Below are 20,214 nucleotides of genomic sequence, written 5' to 3'. Positions count from 1 at the left end.
ATGTTAAAACGTCTTATCGCCTTTTCACTTAGTCAGCGCATTTTAATATTATTGCTCACATTGGCGATCAGTGTGGCAGGCTACATTGCTTTTACGAAACTACCAATTGATGCTTTTCCTGATGTGTCAAGTACGCAAGTACAAATTGTGATGAAATCGCCCGGCATGACGCCCGAAGAGGTGGAAAGCCGTATTGTTGTACCCATTGAACAAGAAATGTTGGGAATATCTCATCAGACAGTAATGCGTTCGCAATCTAAATACGCGATTGCGATTATCACATTAGACTTTGCTGAAGGCACTGACCCTTATTGGGCTAGACAACAGGTGAATGAACGTTTAAGTAATGTGATGTCTGCATTACCAAGTAGTACGTCAGGTGGAATTGCACCCATGACGACCCCATTAGGTGAATCTTTTATGTTTACCTTACATGGGCCACTCAGTGATATGGAAAAACGAACTCTACTTGATCGGGTGGTTCGTCCACAACTTCGTAAAATTGAAGGGGTCGCCGATGTTAACGCTTTGGGGGGACTTGTTCGTACATTTGAAGTGACCCCTAATTTAGAGGCCCTGGCGGCACGAGGCTTATCTTTAACACAGCTACAACAGGCAATCGAGCTAAATAATGCCAGTGATGGTGCTGGGCGGCTTAATGAAAATGGAGAGTCATTACTGATCCGAAGCGATAGCCGCGTCAGAAACCTTGAAGAGTTAGGCGATATTATTGTTTCTAGCCATCAAGGAACATTGGTGCGGGTTAAAGATGTTGCACAGGTACATACTGGAGCACTCACACGCTATGGTGCAGTGACTGAAAATGGCCAAGGTGAGGCTGTCCAAGGTATTGTATTAACTTTAAAAGGTGCGAATGCACGTCAAGTCGTTCAACATGTTCGTGAGCATTTGTCCGACATTGAAAAAACTCTGCCACAGGGTACAACGATTGAACCATTTTATGATCGTGGTGAGTTGGTAAACCGAGCCATTCATACCGTAAGTAAAACGTTATTAGAAGCTATTGTCTTAGTCTTGATTTTACTTTTATTGTTCTTAGGAAACCTAAGGTCTGCTTTAGTGGTTGCGGCAGTTTTACCATTATCTGCACTAAGTACTTTTTTGATGATGCACCATTTTGGTTTAAGTGCCAATTTAATGTCTTTAGGTGGTTTGACGATTGCGATTGGTTTATTAGTGGATGCTGCAGTTGTAGTGGTTGAAAATATTGAAATGCAACTTGCTGAAGCAAAAGAGTCACCGCAACGTTCTTTTTTACCGCCATTAAATATGATTTACCGCGCAGTGTCTGAGGTTGCAGTACCAGTCACAGCAGGCATGATCATTATTATGTTAGTGTTTATTCCATTGGTCACGCTTGAAGGATTGGAAGGGAAGCTCTTTTCACCTGTGGCTTTAACAATTGTATTTGCTTTATCAAGTTCACTAATTTTTTCTTTGACAGTGATTCCTGTACTGTGTTCATTCTTTCTAAAACCGAAAGCACATCACACACCCTTTTTAGTAGCTAAATTAGAAACTGGTTACCGAAAACTTTTGAATCTGAGTTTAGCCCATCCTAAACAGATTTATGTCTTAGCAGGTGGTACCTTACTTCTGGCTGCATTGATTTTCCCATTCATTGGAAAGTCATTTATGCCAACCATGGATGAGGGAGATACTATTTTACAGTTAGAAAAAATCCCTTCGATTAGCTTACAAAACTCAATTGCATTAGATCTGGATATTCAAAAACGTATTTTGGAACAAGTGCCTGAAGTTGAAAGAATTGTGGCACGTACAGGTTCTGATGAATTGGGATTAGACCCTATGGGGTTAAATGAAACAGATAGTTTCATTGTGCTAAAACCACAAACGCAATGGCAAGTCAAAAATAAAGAGCAAATTTTAGAAAAAATTCGTCTTGTACTTCAAGATGTTCCTGGCGTGAACTTAACATTTAGTCAACCCATAGAGATGCGCACTTCAGAAATGTTGTCTGGAGTACGAGGAGATTTGGCTGTCAAAATTTTTGGAAGTGATTTAGACCAGCTTAATGATTTATCAAAGCAAATTGCAATAGTTCTACAAGGCATTGAAGGCAATGAAGATGTCATGACACTCGAAAATTCGGGAGTACAGTATCAAGAGCTGCGAATCCATCGTGATATGGCTATACGAAATCAATTGGACAGTCAAAATGTTCAAGCCCAACTCAAGATGCTCGTGGAAGGCAAAGAAATAGGTTCCATTATTGAACAGGGGCGCCCTGTTCCATTAATGATGAAAGGGGATCCACGTTTGGGAGAGTCGAGTTTTGAATTTTCCAATATTGCCTTGCCAATTGAGAATGCAGCTGCAGTGCCATTGTTATCTTTAGCAGAAGTGGTTAAGACTGAGGGTGTCGTAAAAATTGATCGTGAAAATGCATCACGAATGTCAGTGGTACGTGCCAACGTACGTGATCGTGATTTAGTTAGTTTTGTAGATGAAGCAAAACAATTGGTTGCAGAGAAAGTCAAGTTACCAACCGGCTACTCACTCAAATGGGGGGGGCAATTTGAAAACCAACAACGTGCGGCTGCTCGCTTAATGCTTGTTGTACCTGCTGCATTAACAATGATCTTCTTTTTACTATTTACGACTTTGGGTTCGGTGCGTCAAGCCGTATTGGTTTTCGTCAATATTCCCTTTGCGTTAGTCGGTGGAGTATTTGCATTAGCATTAACAGGTGAGTATTTATCTGTTCCTGCATCAGTTGGTTTTATTGCCTTGATGGGGATTGCTGTACTGAATGGTTTAGTGATGATTAGTTATTTTAATCAACTGATTTCTCGTGGTGTTGCAATTGAGGAAGTTGTTCGTGAAGGTGCTATGCGCCGTTTACGTCCAGTCATGATGACCGCGAGTATTGCAGCTTTAGGTTTGATCCCATTGTTATTTACTACTGGCCCTGGTGCCGAGATTCAACGTCCATTGGCGATAGTTGTGATTGGAGGGCTTATTTCTTGTACTTTGCTGACTCTGATTTTACTTCCTAACTTGTTTAAAAAATTTGGTTTAGCGCGAGATCATCATGTCTGAAATATGCCAACTCTCTATTAACGTGTCCTCTGATATTGCTGAAGAACTTATGGAGCATTTGTGGTTAATTCCTGAGTTGATTTCAGGGTGTACTTGTGTCAACGCACAAGGGTTTGGTAATCGCCAACATTATCGTAATGTTCAGGAAAAAATTCGCGGAGCAACTGAACGGAATCTTATATTGCTGATTGTACAACACGAATCTGTATCATTGGTTTTGGCGCATATTCAGCAAAAATTTAAATCAAGTGATTGTTTTTATTGGGTCATACCTACATTAATTTCTGGTTATATGAGCCAAGGAGCACTTGACTAATGACATTAAATATCAAATTTAAATCAACACTTCTAGGCCAAATTTGGTATCTGTTTGGGTTGGGCTATTGTTTTACAGTGGCTTCGACAGCAATTGCAAAACCTCAACTTGAAGCTGCTTTGCCACCACTTGAAGCAGTACAACAGAGTCTAGTAGAACATCCGAATGTGCGTGCTGCAATATCAGAGCAAGATTATGCAGACTTTGCCCGACAAGGATTAAAAGTAGGGCAAAATCCGTGGACTGTTACAGCCGGTATGCAAGTACGTAAGACGGATACACAACTAGAGCGAAAACAAGCCAATAGTTATGAACCTAGTTTGGGGATAGAAAAACAAATACGTTTGCCTAATAAATACCGGCTAGATCAAGATCTAGCACAACGTATTTCAAGTATTGCAGAACTGAAGTATGAGAATGCTCAACATCAAGCATCTAAAATGTTGTTAAATAGTTGGTTTGCTTATATGCGAAGCACATTGCATTTGAAGCGACTGCAAGAACAGCTGGATCAAATTCAGCAATTTATCCAAGTGACTGAACAACGTATTCGAGCAGGAGATGCACCACGACTTGAGCTAATGCTCTTGAAGAATGAGTACCAACAACTTGAGGAACAATATATGCAAGCTAAAGCTGCATATATTCAAGCTCAGCAATTGTTGGCCCGCGATTATAGAGGAAAGATCCCTGAACAGTGGAGCAGCGATGTTATACAGCCTAGCCCTATACAGTATAGTCAAGCAGAGTGGGTACAGAAAATTTTGTCAGTTAATCATGAGTTAGCACTCGTAAGGATGCAAGCTACACAGCAATACGCAGTATTAAAAAGAGAGCAGCTTAATAGACTGCCAGATCCTACGATTGGTTTTGGTTACAGTAGGGAGCAATCGGGAGAGGAGAATTTATTAGGGGTTAGTGTTTCAATTCCTTTGACTGCGCGACAAGTCGGTATTGCTTCAGGAATGGCAGCGGCAGAAGCAAAAAAAGCGGATTTGGAGGTATTGCGTGTAGAAAAACGTCTGCGTCAAGAAATACAGGGGTGGGTGATTCAAATGGAGTCAGCGACTGTACGGAATACGAAGGCGCAAGAAAACTTACAACTGTTGCAACAACAACATCACTTGATGCAAAAAGCGTATAAATTAGGTGAGTTGAATCTCAATGAGCTTTTGTTGCATTCGCAGCAATTGATTGAAGCACGTAGCCGAGTCGATCAAGCTAAAGTAGATTATGCAGAAAGTATGAGTTCCTTATTACTTGATTCTCATCAATTGTGGCCTTTACATGAGATGGATAGAATTTAACAGTAATATTTACGAGCATAGTAGGGATTATAAATTTGCGCTGTAGTTTGGTAAGCAAGAGAAAAAGGTGTTATGAGAGTTCTATTGGTAGAAGATGATAGCTTGTTGGCAAAAGCAACTGCACGTGGTCTAGATCAAATGGGCTTTGTAGTTGACATTGCGAGCACAGCAGAGCAAGCGTACCATTTTTTAGTGAGTTATCATTATCACTTTATTCTACTAGACTTAGGTTTGCCTGATCGAAATGGGATTGAAATTTTAAAATCACTACGTCGCAAAAAGAATCAAGTTGGAATTATTATTCTGACTGCTCAAGATCAAGTTGATGATCGTATTACAGGTCTAGAGGCAGGAGCTGATGATTTTGTTGTTAAACCTTATGATTTACATGAGGTCGTAGCAAGGATTCATGCTGTATTACGCCGAATTTCAGGAGAGGTAGGGGACCTAATTCAGGTTGGAAATATTAGTATTAACAAAGCGAGTAAACAAGTACTGTTAAATCAAGTCGAAATTGAGTTGACACATAAAGAGTTTCATTTATTGGAGTTATTTACTCTCAATCGTGGTCGTGTAATTTCGCGTGAAAATATAGAAAATTCATTTTATGCTTATGACGTTGATGTGAGTAGTAATGTTGTACAAGTCCATATTCATAACTTGCGTCGGAAATTAGGTAAAAATATTATCCGTACAGTACAAGGTTTTGGATATATCATGGATGAACAGCATTAAATGGCTGATCCAATTCGCAGCTATTCATTAACCCAGCGCTTATCTATAATTTTACTGGCAATTACCACTAGCGTTTGGTTGGGTAGTTTAGGAAGTATTTATTGGGGAATGCAAAACACTGCCAATAATATTTTTGATAAGTCATTAGCAGAAACTGCTCATGCTTTATTGTCTACGACTCTAAGTACCCTAGATGGAAAAGTACCGCAGCATACAGTGATTGAAAAAGCTAAGGGTGAGCATTATGACCAAATTGTATTTCAAATTTGGCATCGTGATGGACAATTAATTTATCGTTCTATTGGTGTGGAAACACAGCCATTTGTTCAGCAAGATAATTTTGGTTGGATTAAACTGAATAATAATACTTATCGTAGTTATTCTGTTTGGGATAGTACGCATACAATACAGGTACAAATTGCGCAGGTTTGGACAATTCGAAAAGATATTCAGCAAGATATGTTGCTGTTTTTGATTTTGGTTTCAATCATATTTTTGCCATTATTATTATGGTTGATTATTTGCACGATCCGTCGTCATTTATTGGCTGTATATAGCATTAGTCAAAACTTAGAAAAACAATCCATTGAACATTTAAATCCAATTAAGCCAGTTGTACCGAAAGAAATAGAACCTTTAGTGAGCTCTTTAAATACCTTACTTAGTGAGATTGCTGAAAGTATGCAACGTGAAAAACGTTTTACCTCAAATGCCGCTCATGAACTCCGTACACCATTAGCTGCTATACGCTTACATGCCCAAGTACTTCAAAATGCACGTTCCAATGAGGAGTCTAAGGAAGCTGCACAGGACATTATTACAGGAGTAGACAAAGCATCAAGAATGATTACTCAGTTGCTTACATTAGCGAGGCTTGAACCGAATGCCACACAAAACAAAAGCAATATTGATTTGGTAGATATTGTTAAAGGTACAGTTGAAATGATGGGTATTCAGTTCAGAAAAGCAGGTGTAGACTTACAATTGCATCTCACCTCAGTGTGCGTTTGGGGGCAGTCAGATCAGTTGGAAATTATGTTGAGAAATATACTCGAAAATGCCATTCTTTATCGTAGTTCAATACATAAACCTATTATTAAAGTCAGTTGTGGAAGTATTGGAAATGGTAGTTTTATACAGGTTGAAGATAACGGCATAGGTCTAGATGAAGCACAAATCCCATTTATATTTCAGCGTTTTTATAGAATAAATCAAGCCAGTTCTGTAGTAGGAAGTGGTCTGGGATTATCTATTGTGAAGCAGATTATTGACTCTCATTTAGGCAAGATTACTTTACAACGTGCAAATGCAGTTGGAGGATTGATTGTCAGAATTGAATTTTTCAAAAAATTGAATATTTATTAAAACGATAGTCAAAAAAATAGATTTTATCATATTGATTTATAAATTTAATTTAAATGCTGGCGTATATCGTTGTCCACTCATAATGTTCTCTCCTATGCAAAAAGAATAGACGAAATTTGTCTAGGAGAATGGTGGCAGTCCAGGGCCTGGTTCAAGCATGACTTGAGTAATACTCGGGCTGTGCTCATGATTTGCTTGAGCATTACTTGCGGATTTTCCCCAACGTGCTTGGGCTGCATTTTTGGTTTTATCAGATTTGATTTGAAATCAAAATATGTATAAGTTTTTGTAGCTCTCAGATTATTTTAAGTCATTTTTAAGATTCAAATTTTAGGCTAAAGCATATTAAAGTCTTTGAACTAAAAAAAATGCTTAAGCTGCCTTCTTTTCCCGGTCTACGCCAGATCAAACCCCTCAGCCTTGCACGCTTCAACCTGTTACTCGCCATTTGGCTGGGACTGGTCTTAAACTTTGCTTTCTATCAGAAAATCCATCAACTGACGCCTTATACCAACCTCAAGGCAGACGCATTATTGGCGGCTACAGTCTTGGTAGTTATCGGCTTGTACAATCTGGTCTTGCAGTGGCTGAACTGGAAATGGAATGCCAAGATACTGGCCAGTGTGCTGATCATTCTGGGCGGTTTTAGTGCTTATTTTGTCAATAGTCTGGGGGTTGTTATTACGCCGGACCAGATCCAGAATATGCTGCAGACCGATGCCCGGGAAGTCCGTGATCTCTGGTCAATACGGCTGGTGATCTGGACGCTGGTCTTTGTGATTTTTCCTTTGTGTATCGTCTGGATGCTGAACATTCAGCCTGCATCTTTCGGGCGTCAATTGTTGCATAAAAGCCTGAGCAGTCTGTTTTCGGCCGTATTGATTCTAGGACTGTTATTCTGTTTTTATGTCGATTATGCAGCCATCTTCCGCGAGCACCGCGATCTGAAGGGCATGATTTCCCCGCAAAATAGTATTGCATCCACCGTATCCTACTATAAAAAGAAAGCACCTAAAGCCAATTTGCCTTTGATTCCTTATGGTGAAGATGCCCATCTGCTGCAGCAGGCTCAAATACAGAAACAACCCAAATTGATGGTGCTGGTGGTTGGGGAGACTGCACGTGCCGAGAGTTTTGCTTTAAATGGTTATGCACGCAATACCAATCCTGAACTGAGCAAGTTACCGATAATTAATTTCAATCAAGTCAGTTCTTGCGGAACTGCCACAGCTGTTTCAGTACCGTGTATGTTTTCAGGGATGACACGTCAAAACTATAATGAACAGTTGGCTAGCCACCGAGAAGGTTTGCTGGATATTGCTCAGCGGGCCGGTTATCAGGTGACCTGGATTGATAATAATTCGGGCTGTAAAGGTGCCTGTGACCGCGTACAAAAATACCAGATTCCAGCCCAACTGAAACAGAGATGGTGTGATGCTGGTGGTGAATGTTTTGATGAAATCCTGGTGGATAGCCTGAAAGATTATCTGGCGCATCTGGATAAAAACAACTCGAAACCGCAGTTAATTGTACTGCATCAGATGGGCAGTCATGGCCCCGCATATTTCAAGCGCTCCAAAGCACCATATCAGCCATTTCAACCGACCTGTAATACCAATGCCATTCAGGGCTGCAGTACAGAAGAATTAAAGAATAGCTATGATAATTCGATTGTATATACAGACCATGTTCTTGCCGAGATCATTGAAACTTTAAAGCAACAGACTCAATATCAAACCGGTTTCTGGTATCTGTCTGATCATGGAGAATCTACCGGAGAGCACGGTTTATACCTGCATGGTGCTCCTTATAGCATGGCGCCCACGCAGCAAACCCATATCCCAATGCTGATGTGGTTTTCTGATACCTGGCAACAGTATAATGCCCTGCAGCTAAACTGTTTAAAAACACAGACCGGACAGGCACGCAGTCACGATCATCTTTTCCCCAGCTTATTAAGTATGCTGGATATAAAAACGCAAGTGATTGAAGCTAAAAATGATATGCTTGCACAATGCTCATCATCATTAAAAAACAGAGCTTGAAATGCATAAAATACTGATTATTGAAGATGACTTTATGATTGCCGAGTCGACTGAAACATTGCTTAAACTGCATCAGTTTGAGGTGTACTGGGTCAATAATGGGATTGAGGGTTTAAAACAATTACAGCAGCAGGTCTACGATATTGTGCTGCTCGATTTAGGTTTGCCAATGATGGATGGCATGTTGGTGCTAAAAAATATCCGGCAGAAGTTTCCGAATTTACCGGTATTGATTATCTCTGCCCGGGATCAATTACAAAACCGGGTAGATGGGCTGAATCAGGGAGCTGATGACTACTTGATTAAACCCTATGAGTTTGACGAACTGCTGGCCCGTATTCATGCCTTAATCCGACGTGCCGGCTTAAAAAATACTGTGACAGATATGAATAAGAAATTATCACACAGTGGGCTGGAACTGGACCTGGAACAGCACATCGTATGCTTTAATGGTGAACCGATCGAGTTGTCTAATCGGGAATGGTCTATTCTCACTGCACTCCTCATGCATCCTAGCAAAATTTTTTCTAAAAACGATTTAGAAGACAAACTTTATGATTTCGATAAGTTGACAAAAATAACTAATCATGCGAAAAAGTTTTTTTAGTTAACAGATGTTCACACATGCCTCGAATTGTTTCTGTACCACTTAGTTTAGAACAGCGAGAATGACTCATTTTTCTGGCCAAGCATGCAAAACATTGGCGTGAAAGACAACGTGCCCAAACTATTCTCTGGCTTTCTGAAGGTAAAAGTGTTGCGGAAGTTGCCACTCTACAAGAAACCCCAACCTTGGCAATAGTCACCAACATAATTTACATTAAATTGTATAAATTGCTGTGTATATAAGTACAATAACATCAATAACTTACGTTTTAAAATATTTGGTCATGATTGCCAATGCCGACTAAATTATCAGCTTTTAATTTCGTCATTCTAGCCACTGCAAAACTCATTGTATGCACCTCATTTCGGAGTTATCTTCCAAGTAAAGTATAACACACTATACTTTACATTCGTAAAGGTGTGCTCTCCGAGGGTCAAAGCAAGAACCTGGCTTGTGCCAGATTCCCAAAGTCAAAAGCAAAAAAATAACCGCTGCTGCCGTTTCTTTTTCCTAGTAACAGAAATGAGATTTTCACCTTTGCGCTTTTCCGCAACGGTTGCAAATTCATTCCCAAGATCAAGTAAAAAAACCATGGGCTTTGCCCAAACCCACGAGGGAAAAATTTCCCCTCGACCCCCTCCAAAAAACTCCCCCAACCCCCTCACTTTTTGAGGGGGCTCCCTCGCCGGTTGGCAGGACAAAACAAAGTTTTGTCAATGCCGAGAGGGTGGAAAATCAGTGGCTCGTATCAACTCCTTAAATTCCTTCCGCTTTGCTCCAGTCAGACATTTACCGTTGACACTTCCCGTTTATCTTTCCTTCTGGCCAAATAAAAAAAGAGTAGCCGTAGCCACTCTTAATTTTACTTATTCAACAATCGCGCCCGATTGCGGCATACTTAAAAATAATCTCAATATTTTTTTGATCTTCTATTCCTCGATTATTCCATATCCTTCTGGTGCAGGAATCCCATGTTCTGCAGAACGACTGACTGATTCCCACTCTTTCCATGTAGATATACGTTTTTCTGCATTTTCAACAGCTAAATCATAAACAAGGCTTCCTAGAATCAATCGGAGAGGCGGATTCTCACTATTAACCAGTTTCATTATAGCTTCGGCAGCCAACTTAGGGTCACTATCAACTGATTCGGTTGAGTTTTGTTGAGCCAACTTCTCACGTAATGAATCATACTCTTTGTTCTGTGTGGTAAAACTCATTTTTAAGTATAGATTCGTCCAATAGCCTCCGGGTTCAACGATAGATACCTTTACACCAAAATGTGCAGCTTCTTGTGCTAATGCCTCGCTAAATCCTTCTAAAGCAAATTTGCTAGCACTATAGATTCCCGACATTGGACCAGTAATCAGTCCACCAATACTAGATATCTGTATAATATGACCTGATCCTTGTGTCCGTAAGTACGGCATAGCTGCTTGACAAATCCAAATTGCACCATAGAAATTAGTCTCCATTTGACTTCTAACTTCATCTTCACTAAATTCTTCAATCATTCCCAATACCATATTTCCTGCATTGTTAATGACAATATCGATCCTTCCAAAATGTTTAATGGCAGTTTCCACTGTAGTAAAAACAGCACTTCTATCAGTAACATCAAGACTTAACGGAAGTAACATTCCTTCAAACTGGTATTTTAACTCATTAAGTTTTTCAATATTTCTAGCAACACCAACAACCTTATCTCCTGACTCTAGTACTTTTTTAGTGAACTCGTATCCTAGTCCACTGCTCGCTCCTGTAATAAACCATACTCGTGTATTTTCTACGTTACTAAATGTCATAAATAATTTCCTCCATTAATCATGTAATATTTAGGTAGCAATTACCCGATATAAAAAAGGGTGAGTACCAAATATTTTATCCAAAAAAGGCTCAGCAAAAAGGGAAAACAAAAAAACGCAAAACGTAATAGAAAACTGAACTGCCAAGTAAAACATGTTGATGGTGGTATGAATGCAACAGAAAAGAAAGAAAAAATCACTTGGCTAAAAGAACAAGCACCTGAAAACACATGCCGTATTTTATCGAATGTACGCTGTTTATCAGAGGGTGTTGATGTTCCATCACTTGATGCAGTGCTTTTCCTTACACCTCGTAACTCACAAGTAGATGTCGTTCAGTCTGTGGGTCGTGTCATGCGTAAAGCCCCAAACAAAGAATTGGGCTACGTAATTTTACCTGTCGTTATCCCTGCGGGTGTAGAGCCTGAACAAGCATTAAATAATAACGAAGCCTATCGTGTAGTGTGGCAAGTATTAAATGCCTTACGAGCACATGATGACCGCTTTGATGCCATGATTAATAAACTTGAGTTTAATGGCAAAGACGTATCTCGTATGGAAGTCGTTGCCATCGCAGACAAAGTCGTTAAAAAGACTAAAAAAGCCAAACCAAAACAAGGTGACGATGAAACAACGACTACAGGTTTAAGTGAAGGTAAAAAACGCAAGGCAAAAGCCCAAGCTAGAGGTGGATCATCTATTGGGGAAGCTGTTTCACCAATGCCACAGCAAACAGAAATGGAATTTGAAGTTGGTGAAATTGAACGTGCTTTATATGCCAAAATCGTAAAAAAATGCGGTAATCGCCATCACTGGGAAGATTGGGCTAGTGATGTTGCTAAAATTGCTAAAACTCATATTGACCGTATTCAAGCCATTCTTGAGAATCCTGCTAATACAAATGAAATTGCAGCATTCAATGAATTTGCACATGAACTACGTGATGACTTAAACAATAGCGTATCTGATGCTGAAATCATTGAAATGTTGGCACAGCATTTAATTACTAAACCTGTATTTGATGCACTCTTTAAAGACCATAGCTTTGCTGAACACAACCCAATGAGTTTAGCAATGCAAAAGGTGCTTGATGCGCTGAATGAGCATCACTTAGAAAAAGAAGCAGATACGCTTAATTCCTTCTATGAATCAGTCCGTATGCGAGCAGAAGGCATTAATACTGCCGAAGGCAAACAAAGTATTATTTTAACGCTATACGATTCATTCTTTAAAAACGCCTTCCCACGCATGACGGAAAAACTAGGGATTGTTTATACCCCTGTTGAAGTCGTAGATTTTATTATTCATAGTGTGAATGACGTACTCAAAAGCGAATTTGGTAAAACCTTTGCGGATGATAACGTCCATGTACTTGATCCATTCACGGGCACTGGTACATTCATCAACCGTTTACTTCAATCAGGTTTAATCCCTGCTGATCGTTTGACCTATAAATACAAAAATGAAATCCACGCCAATGAGATCGTTTTATTGGCGTATTACATTGCCTCAATCAACATTGAAACCGTATATCATGATCAGATGAAAACGGTTAATTCTGCTCTAGAATATGCACCATTTGAAGGGATTTGTTTAACAGATACCTTTGAAATGTACGAAAAAGAAGACTTGGTCAGTAAAGTTCTTGTTGATAACAGTACAAGACGTAAACGCCAGAAGAACCTTGATATAACAGTTATTGTTGGTAATCCTCCTTATTCTGCGGGTCAAGAATCAGCAAATGATAATAATGCGAATGTTGCATATCCACATTTAGATACACGAATTCAAGAAACCTATGCCGTAAACTCGAAAGCTACTTCAACAAAAAATTTAATGGATTCCTATATTCGTGCAATTCGTTGGGCGAGTGATCGTATTAAAGACTGTGGTGTGATTGGTTTTGTGACCAATGGTGGTTATATCGATTCAAACTCTGCCGATGGTTTACGTAAATGTTTGGCTGATGAATTTAGTTCACTGTACTTTTTTCATTTGCGAGGCAACCAACGAACATCTGGTGAACGCTCACGACAAGAAGGTGGGAAAATATTTGGTGGTGGTAGTCGAGCGCCAATTGTAATTGCTGTATTAGTTAAAAATCCAAATGCTAAACAACATGGTCAAATCTATTTTCATGACATCGGTGATTATCTAAGCCGGGAAGACAAATTAGAGAAAATTTCTGATCTAGTCAGTATTAATGGTATTACTGCAATTGATGGTTGGACGATTATCACACCTGATGCTCACAATGATTGGTTAAATCAGCGTGACGACAGTTTTAGTGAATTTATTGAAATTGGAAATAAGAAAACTGCAAGTCCTGTTTTATTTGAAAGTTATTCTTTAGGCATTGCTACAGGTCGTGATGCATGGGTTTATAACTATTCATTTAAATTATTGAAAAAAAATATCAATAATTTCATAAAATTCTATAATACTGAACTTGATAGATACGTTGCTTCTAATAATAAGAATGTAGACATAAAAGACTTTATAGCGATTGATACAACAAAAATTAGTTGGAATGATAACTTACTGTCAGATTTCAAAAGAGAAAAACGACTATGTTCTGAAGATACTTCTTTTTACAGAGTACAGTACCGACCTTACAACAAACAATTTGGCTATATTGCTAAAGAATTGATTGCAAGACGTTACCAAATGCCACAAATTTTTCCTAAAGCTGATACGGAAAATTTAATTATTTCGGTTACAGGGCGAGGTGCAACCAAAGAATTTTCAGCGTTAATCTCAAATCATACAATGGATTTAGAGTGTATTTCTAAGGGGCAATGCTTTCCGCTTTATTTGTATGGAGATGATGTAACTAAAAAAAATGACGATGACCTATTTAGCCATGCTGAAACTAACACGGCAGATGGAAAATATACTCGTAAAGATGCCATTAGTGATGCGGGGCTAAAGCATTTCCAAGATGCTTACCCGACTGAAACGATTAGCAAGGAAGATATTTTCTACTATGTGTATGGGTTGTTGCACAGTGAAGATTATCGTACTCGTTATGCAGACAACTTGACTAAAGAGTTACCACGTATCCCATGCGTGAAAAAAGCCGAAGATTTCTGGGAGTTCTCAAAAGCGGGTCGTGACTTGGCTCATTGGCATTTGAACTATGAAACGGTAGAGCCGTATAAAGCTAAATTGGATTTAGGCGGTAAATCATTAAAGCAATTAGAAGATAAAGACTTCTATGTGACCAAAATGAAATTCCCTAAAAAAGACCAAAAGGATACGGTGATTTATAACAATGCCATTACTATCCGTGAAATACCGTTAGAGGCTTATGACTACGTGGTGAATGGTAAGTCTGCACTTGAATGGGTTATGGAGCGTCAAGGCGTTTCTACGCACAAAGACAGTGGCATTGTGAATGATGCGAATGATTGGGCGATTGAAACGATGGGTGATGCTAAATATCCATTGAATTTGTTTTTACGTGTGATAACGGTAAGTTTAGAAACAATGAATATTGTGAGAAGTTTACCGAAGTTGGATATTTAAGCAAAAAAGCCCTTTCTATTTGAAAGGTAAGCGTCTGATCTGACGTTCTGAAATATGAAGTAGCTGAGCAGCTTGGGATTGAGTTATGCGTTGATCACAGATTTCCTGCAAGACCGACACTCTCCGAAAATATCGAGACGATTCACGGTTGGTTACAGATAGTTTGGGTGTTATTTTTATCTCTATGCTTGATAGGCTTTATGAGCTTACCACAAATAATTTTTCATTCGGTCAGTCCTCGCTTTCATCCGACCAATTTTGACTCAACTCACTCACCAAACGACTCTCATCGCATTTAAAATCAATATAGTGATAGGTATTGGCAGGCAATAGCCAATCCTGCCCTGTCAGTGGACATTTTTGTTCCATATCTTCTGCCTGTGTCCAATCACGGTAATTCATTAGAAAATAATAGGTGGGTACACCTGTGCTTTGTTCAATGATACGGCACAATTCTCGACCTATTTTGCTATGCTCAGAATTGGGATTTTGCATTTGCTCTAAGGCAAAGGCTTCACTTACTGGTTGAGAACCAAGCCACAAACGATATAACGCTTCAGCCTGACGATACCATGACCACACATTATCATAACAAGGGTGATCAGGTTGGGTATATGGGATTTTATATAGAGGAATGCCTTGTAAGGTTACTCCATCTAGTAAAGGCGAACTCCAGCCCCAACGCAACATGTAAAATTCAGATTGCGTTGGTACGGCATAACGGGGAAGAGGATAGTCATGGTCTTCTCCGATATACAAGGTTTGAATGGGTTTACCTGCTAACTGTTCGATTTTATTGTGCATTTCTTGGGCATAGCTGTTCATATTTTTACGGTCAAGGGCATCCATTTCAGGACACACCACAGTCACGCGAGTAATATCATTTTGGCTAACAGCTAAATGATGGTTACGGGGTAATATTTGTCCGTTGCCTTCTAAATTTCCTAAATAACAAAATACATCATGGTCGTGGCTATCATCATCTTCAGCGATACCTGTATATTGGGGTATGATAATATCAAAGGCGTGCATTTTTATATCTCATGCTTAATTTATATTAAATATATTTGGGGATGTTGCTGTTGAAATTGGTTAAAGTGCTGTCTTGTAGTGTCAATTTAACCTATACCGTCAATGCCGTACACTCTAAATATTAATAATACTTAAACTACTTGATATTATAACTATAATTTTTCTTATCATATTTACCGAAATAAGGAACAGCTACATCCTTATGCACTGTATTATTACTATCAGTATATGTAATTACTATAGAGTCTTCGGTGTCAGAATATTTTATAGGATACTTAAATGATTGATTAGGAGATAAATTACCTATATTTTCTGATTTATTAGTGGTTTTATAAGTTAAATTAACCTTAGTTATATCTTCGGAGGTTTTGTTATTTATAATTAGCATCCCTTCTGATTCACTTTGACTGGAACAAGCCACAGTAATTAATGCACTTAAGCTAATTACATACAGTTTTCTTATTGAGATCTTCACGAGCCAAACCTTTAGTTATTTTATTTAATACAAAATAATTCTATGCAAGAAATGCCACTCTCAACTTCTTAAGCCTATTGGAATGGCTGTATTACAAGAATTGTAAGTTTAATATTGAAAGTCTAACCTTCGTAAAATAAATGATTTAGCGAAAAAAAGTTGAGAGTTAAGCATAAAATGGAATCTTATTTTTCACCAAAGGAATTAGAAGATGTTAAAGAACCATTAGTTATAACTTTCATTTTGAGACTACCCTAAATTCTGTGTAACTATCTAGTTTTCTAAAATACTTCTTAAATTTTGTCAAAATGGCTTTATTAGCTCGAAAAACTAACTTTCTATACACCATGAAGTACACCGCGACTACCTAAATAACTCAATATACCAATATCATTAGCCTACAGCCTAAGGTTCTAGTCCTCACTAGGGTACCGAAGCAGTGAAATTGGTTTGCCATAGGCATACTAATCAGAGTATGAAAAAGAAACTCCTCTCTCTGCAAATTCTTGATTGAAAACACTAAGAACCTTCATACTAAAAGTATAATAAATAAGTACTAGCCTTTCTATTATGGTGATGTCGTTCATATTCCAAGATATTCTCCGATCATCTAATAACCCCTCCCAACTAGGATCGTTTATTTTAGGTATAGATTGACTGCCGTAAGAAGGTATTTGATCAACTAAATGACGCATATCATCGAGTTTTTGATTTGATAGGGGTTACCCCAGAATTTGGAGAAAATAGTACGACAAGGAATTTTGTCGACTAATTAATTTATTAAAATCAAAGATTTATATTTTTATGCTTTGCCTGTCTGCTAGAGATTGGCAACATGCAATTTAATTGAAAGATTTTTAACGAAGTTCTTAAATAACAACTACAAAATATTTTTATTGGAATTAATGTTTATTAAGATCGTTTAATTTTGGTCACATAAGTTTTTAAAAATTTACCAAATAATCACCAACATAATTTTGTGATGATTAATTAGGTAAACCGAATGGTAAAAAATCAGGTTGATGGAGTTATATATGGCTGAACCGTACCGGGTTTGTCGGAGACTTTTTTATTTAAGTTAGGCCACCTGACCTAACGGGTTAATCTTATGCTGCTGTTAGGGTCTAAAAATAGCAGTTTTGAAGGGCTTTATCGAGTGATTTTTTCAACACTCTACGCAATTATGGATATCATAGTATCCACTTTATGTTTTATTTCGCTATAATGGATATAACTGTATCCATTTAGTCTTTGCGGATGAATTTTACCTTACTTGATGATACCGATGTAAGCCAAGCTTATGCGGCTTATTTACGTGAGTTACGCAAGCAGGCAAAGCTGTCGCGCGCTGCATTGGCTGAGCGAAGCTGCGTACCTGCGGCCACCATTAAGAAATTTGAGCTGACCGGGCAAATTTCATTTCGTCAATTGCTGTTGCTATGGCAGACACTTGATTCGCTAGATAGGCTTTATCAGCTCACGCAACTTAGCAAAGAACGCGCTGCTATACCCATGAGTATTGATGAGGTGCTAAAAGATGAGTTTTAAACCGATTCAGAAGCTTAATGTTACTCGTACGCTAAGCTCAGGTGAGCAGATATCTGTTGGAGTCTTGGCGCAGAATCGGCAAGGCGTTTTTTTTCAGTATACTGACGACTATTTGCAGCAGTTTGGCAATTTATCACCGTTTACCTTGCAAGCGAATACGCTAGTTCAAGCCGCACCTAAAGCGCCGCACCAAGGTGTACATGGCGTATTTGGGGATTGTTTGCCCGATGGCTGGGGCATGTTGTTACAAGATCGTATTTTCCGGCAAAAGGGCATCCTACCTAATCAATTAACGGCGATGGATAGACTGGCCTTTGTCGGTGATAAAGGCATGGGAGCGCTGTCTTTTGCTCCGGTGTCTGAGTTTTCAGCCACGACATACGCGGACATTGATTTAGCAACCTTGGGCTTAGAAGCACAAACGCTGTTCGATGCTTCAATGTCAGATTATATGGATGATAATCACGATGAGTTAGATGGGCATACGCAACAGGTGTTGGCCGCATTAGTCGCCGGTGGTAGTTCGGGTGGAGCAAGGCCTAAGGCGCAGATTTATATGCCTGCAGGGGAAACTCAGCATTGTCGAACCTTTGCTCAGCCTGGAGATGAGGCTTGGCTGATTAAGTTTACCTCGAAAAATCTCGCGCTCGGGCATGAAGAAGGGTTGTGTGAAGCGGTTTATTTGCAAATGGCCGAGCTTGCCAAGTGCCAACCACCAGTCTGGCAACTCATTGAAGCACCAACTACAAGCGGTGCGTCTGCCTGGTTGGCGCTTAAGCGTTTTGATTATGTCACGGAGCAGGCCCGTTTAAGCGGTAATCGCAGTTCAGGTCGCTTGCATATGCACAGCGCTTGCGGGCTGCTGGATGCAGACTTTCGAACGCCAAGTTTAGATTATATTGACTTGATCAAAGCCAGCCGTCAGTTGTGTAAATCTCCTGCTGCTGGGCAGCTGCAATTTCGCCGTGCCGTTTTTAACCTGCTGTCGTCTAACCAAGACGACCACAGTAAAAACTGGGCGTTTTTGCAAGCGGATGACGGTCAATGGAACCCTGCACCTTTTTACGATGTTACCTACAGCCCACATCCATTCAACGAACACGCCACTGCTTTCGGCGGTTATGGCAAAGCGCCATCGCTTAAGGTGATGCAAAAACTTGCTACTAGTGCTGGCTTTGCGAATTGGAATGATGCAAAGCAAGTTATTGAAGAAGTCGCAGAAGCCATCAGCCAATTTACGTATCTTGCCAAGCAACAAGGGATCAGTAAAACAACAATGTCCGTGATTGCTAAGACATTGGAGCAGCGTAAACAAGAAAATGCAGCGCTTTTTCTATAACAATAAGAAGGGACAGTAATGAAGCTCGGCCGAAACGATCCTTGCCATTGTGGCAGTGGTAAAAAATTTAAACGTTGTTGTATGAGCAGCGTTTCCAAGCAACATGCCCAAGTCTTCGATGATGTTGAAACCATGCTGGCAATGAACCCAAATTTGAGTCTTGATGAACTCAATGCCGCTTTGCAGCACAAAGTGCAAGAACGCAATCATCAACCTCATCCCGATTTTTGTGGCGTAACGCCAACGCAAATGGCCAATTGGCTTTATGCGCCTTTTGATGAATTAAAGTGGGTGACAATTTGCACTCCCGACTCTCTTTCTGCCAGCCCAATAATGCGTTATCTAGCCCTCATTCTTGATGAGGCCATGGCGCAAGAAGGCTCCTTCAAAGCCACGAGTAAAGGCAACTTACCGGCTAAGTTGGTTAAACAGGCCAGTGAGTTATTGCCTGAGTTTGCCGTTGCTCAATTAGAACGTAGTATAAGCATCAGCGAGTTTTCGGGCAGCAATGAAGACAAATTTAATGCCTTGCACTACACCCGAGTGCTTGCCGAAATTAGCGGTATTATTTATCGGCGCAGTGGCCGCTACCATGTAAAAAAATCAGCGCAAAAGCAGTATCAAGCGCTAGGCATACAGGCCTTTTTCAAACCTATGTTAGAGGCCGCTATCAGCAAATATAACTGGGGTTATTTGGACAGTTTCGAATACGATGTCGACTTGCGCACTTTTTGGTTGTTTATGCTGTGGCGTATTCAAAGCCACAACAGTGTGGAGCAGCTTGTGAAAGAGGTGATGACAGCTTTCCCTAATCTATTGCTGGTATTCCCTACGGATGATTACTTCTCGCCAGAAAGAAACTTAAGTATGCTCATCGAATCACGATTTATTGAGCGATTTTTGCAGTTTTGGGGATTTGTAACGATTGACCCAAGACGTTATATAAACGCTGAACAAGTCGCCAGAGTGATTCAGGTACAGCCTTTGTTAAAACAAACTTTTCAATTCACAATAAATAAATAGCAAGG

The 20,214-nt window shown here is 39.5% G+C and carries 12 protein-coding genes and 3 pseudogenes; 12 read left to right on the top strand and 3 right to left on the bottom strand.

Annotated elements, in window-relative coordinates; translation table 11 throughout:
• The 8 genes and pseudogenes from FTU06_RS14155 to FTU06_RS14120 form a co-directional block, all read left to right on the top strand.
• Positions 1-3,084 (top strand): efflux RND transporter permease subunit, encoded by a 3,084-nt coding sequence (locus FTU06_RS14155; protein WP_004974298.1) that lies wholly within the window; start codon positions 1-3, stop codon positions 3,082-3,084.
• Entirely contained in the window at positions 3,077-3,400 is a 324-nt protein-coding gene (locus FTU06_RS14150) for a DUF3240 family protein (protein ID WP_004974301.1), read from the top strand. The genes FTU06_RS14155 and FTU06_RS14150 overlap by 8 nt, the downstream gene beginning before the upstream one ends.
• Positions 3,400-4,707, top strand: a complete 1,308-nt coding sequence (locus FTU06_RS14145; protein WP_004974304.1) for a TolC family protein — start codon at positions 3,400-3,402, stop codon at positions 4,705-4,707. Before FTU06_RS14150 ends, FTU06_RS14145 begins: the two co-directional genes overlap by 1 nt.
• Positions 4,708-4,779: 72 nt before the next feature.
• Entirely contained in the window at positions 4,780-5,442 is a 663-nt protein-coding gene (locus FTU06_RS14140; RefSeq protein WP_154320134.1) for a response regulator, read from the top strand.
• Positions 5,443-6,807: an ATP-binding protein gene (locus FTU06_RS14135; RefSeq protein ID WP_004974307.1), complete on the top strand. Its 1,365-nt coding sequence runs from the start codon at positions 5,443-5,445 to the stop codon at positions 6,805-6,807.
• Between the two features lie 368 nt (positions 6,808-7,175).
• Positions 7,176-8,852 carry a phosphoethanolamine transferase gene (locus tag FTU06_RS14130; RefSeq protein ID WP_154320133.1) on the top strand — a complete coding sequence of 559 codons (1,677 nt, stop codon included), beginning with the start codon at positions 7,176-7,178 and terminating at the stop codon, positions 8,850-8,852.
• 1 nt (position 8,853) lies between these two features.
• A pseudogene (locus FTU06_RS14125) lies at positions 8,854-9,417 on the top strand (response regulator transcription factor); the annotation flags it as partial.
• Positions 9,418-9,527: 110 nt separating this feature from the next.
• Positions 9,528-9,635, top strand: a pseudogene (locus tag FTU06_RS14120) (helix-turn-helix domain-containing protein); the annotation flags it as partial.
• 753 nt (positions 9,636-10,388) lie between these two features.
• On the opposite strand, the gene FTU06_RS14115 reads toward FTU06_RS14120, so the two are convergent.
• The gene (locus FTU06_RS14115) at positions 10,389-11,264 is read right to left on the bottom strand and encodes an SDR family oxidoreductase (protein WP_012478242.1); all 876 of its coding nucleotides are present in this window, start codon (positions 11,262-11,264) and stop codon (positions 10,389-10,391) included.
• 132 nt (positions 11,265-11,396) lie between these two features.
• On the opposite strand from FTU06_RS14115, the pseudogene FTU06_RS14110 reads away from it, so the two are divergent.
• Positions 11,397-14,792 (top strand): annotated as a pseudogene (locus tag FTU06_RS14110) (type ISP restriction/modification enzyme); the annotation flags it as partial.
• A gap of 231 nt (positions 14,793-15,023) precedes the next feature.
• Here FTU06_RS14110 and FTU06_RS14105 read toward each other — a convergent pair.
• Positions 15,024-15,824: a DUF2310 family Zn-ribbon-containing protein gene (locus FTU06_RS14105; RefSeq protein ID WP_114237944.1), complete on the bottom strand. Its 801-nt coding sequence runs from the start codon at positions 15,822-15,824 to the stop codon at positions 15,024-15,026.
• Between the two features lie 136 nt (positions 15,825-15,960).
• Positions 15,961-16,299 carry a hypothetical protein gene (locus tag FTU06_RS14100; protein WP_114237945.1) on the bottom strand — a complete coding sequence of 113 codons (339 nt, stop codon included), beginning with the start codon at positions 16,297-16,299 and terminating at the stop codon, positions 15,961-15,963.
• Between the two features lie 1,257 nt (positions 16,300-17,556).
• Here FTU06_RS14100 and FTU06_RS14095 point away from each other — a divergent pair.
• The 3 genes from FTU06_RS14095 to FTU06_RS14085 are packed head-to-tail and all read left to right on the top strand — an operon-like array spanning position 17,557 to position 20,209.
• Positions 17,557-17,847: a helix-turn-helix transcriptional regulator gene (locus tag FTU06_RS14095; protein ID WP_070153163.1), complete on the top strand. Its 291-nt coding sequence runs from the start codon at positions 17,557-17,559 to the stop codon at positions 17,845-17,847.
• Entirely contained in the window at positions 17,837-19,186 is a 1,350-nt protein-coding gene (locus FTU06_RS14090; protein ID WP_154320132.1) for a type II toxin-antitoxin system HipA family toxin, read from the top strand. The genes FTU06_RS14095 and FTU06_RS14090 overlap by 11 nt, the downstream gene beginning before the upstream one ends.
• 18 nt (positions 19,187-19,204) lie before the next feature.
• Positions 19,205-20,209 carry a YecA family protein gene (locus FTU06_RS14085; RefSeq protein WP_070153169.1) on the top strand — a complete coding sequence of 335 codons (1,005 nt, stop codon included), beginning with the start codon at positions 19,205-19,207 and terminating at the stop codon, positions 20,207-20,209.
• Positions 20,210-20,214 lie beyond the last annotated feature (5 nt).

The organism is Acinetobacter sp. YH12052, from assembly GCF_013419835.1.
GTDB classification, from domain to species: domain Bacteria; phylum Pseudomonadota; class Gammaproteobacteria; order Pseudomonadales; family Moraxellaceae; genus Acinetobacter; species Acinetobacter amyesii.
The sequence above is the reverse complement of the archived record's forward strand: the minus strand, read 5'-3'. Positions and strand labels throughout refer to the sequence as shown.